Source organism: Frigoribacterium sp. UYMn621, from assembly GCF_040549525.1.
Lineage (GTDB): Bacteria > Actinomycetota > Actinomycetes > Actinomycetales > Microbacteriaceae > Lacisediminihabitans.
Genome location: NZ_JBEPTM010000055.1, coordinates 1 through 1,071 on the forward strand (window position 1 = coordinate 1; position 1,071 = coordinate 1,071).

Below are 1,071 nucleotides of genomic sequence, written 5' to 3' on the forward strand. Positions count from 1 at the left end.
CTAGCTGTAGTTCCCGGGGACGTTGTGAACGCGTTCGATAGGTGACTTGCCGCCGATGCCGGTGTGGGGTCTGTGGTGATTGTAGCCGTGGACCCATGCCTGATATGTCGCGGCTCGGGCCTCGTCGGAAAGGTATGTTTCGGCGTAGGCCCATTCCTGGGCGAGGGTCCGGTTGAAACGTTCGACTTTCCCGTTCGTCTGTGGTCGGTAGGGGCGCGTGAACTTGTGGGTGATCGCGGCGCCGAGGGCGGCGTCGAAGGCGCGGGATCGATAGCAGGAACCGTTATCTGTCAGGACGCGTTTGACGGTGATGCCGTGCTCGTTGAAGAACGCGTTCGCGCGCAGCCAAAACCCGGCAGCGGTTTCTTTCCTCTCGTCGGTGAGGATCTCCGAGTAGGCAAGCCGGGAGTGGTCATCGACCGCATGGTGGAGGAATGAGTAACCACGGCCTTTCTTCTTGTTGTTGCGGTTGCCGATCGTGCGGCCGAACTTGCGGTGGCCGCCCCCGTCCGGGATCCGCCCTTGTTTCTTGATATCGACATGCACGAGATCGCCGGGTGTGGGGTGCTCGTAGCGGATCGGTTTGGGGCGTCTGACCGGCAGCCCGGTGGCCTGGTCGAGGTAGGCCAGTTTCGGCATCCGGTAACGGCCCAGCACCTGCTCGACGGTCGATCGGGGAACGCCGAGGTGGTAGCCGATCCGATGCGGTCCCCACCGTCGGGTGAACCGCAGCGACACGATCCGGTGTTCCAGACGACGACTCGACCGGCTCGGCGAGCTGCGGGGCCGCGACGACAGGTCCGACATCGGTAGACCAGCTCGATGCCGTGACGCCCACTTCGACGCTGTTGCCGACGAGACCTGGAACCGTTCGGCCGCACGGCGTGTCGACCAACCGCCCTCGACAATCAGACGGGCCAGACGAAGACGCCCCACCGGCGTCAAAGGAGCATTAGCGTGAGTCACGAAGACCTCCGTGGATCGGAATGAGTGTGGTAACCCACTTCGATACCGGAGGTCTTCGCTATCTCAGCTCACGCCACGCTGATCACAACGTCCTCGGGAACTACA

General features: G+C 63.0%; 1 protein-coding gene. It reads right to left on the minus strand.

Annotated elements, in window-relative coordinates; genetic code table 11:
* Positions 1 to 966, minus strand: coding sequence for an IS481 family transposase (locus tag ABIB54_RS17855; RefSeq protein WP_354576879.1), 966 nt, complete (start codon positions 964 to 966; stop codon positions 1 to 3).
* Positions 967 to 1,071: the final 105 nt, after the last annotated feature.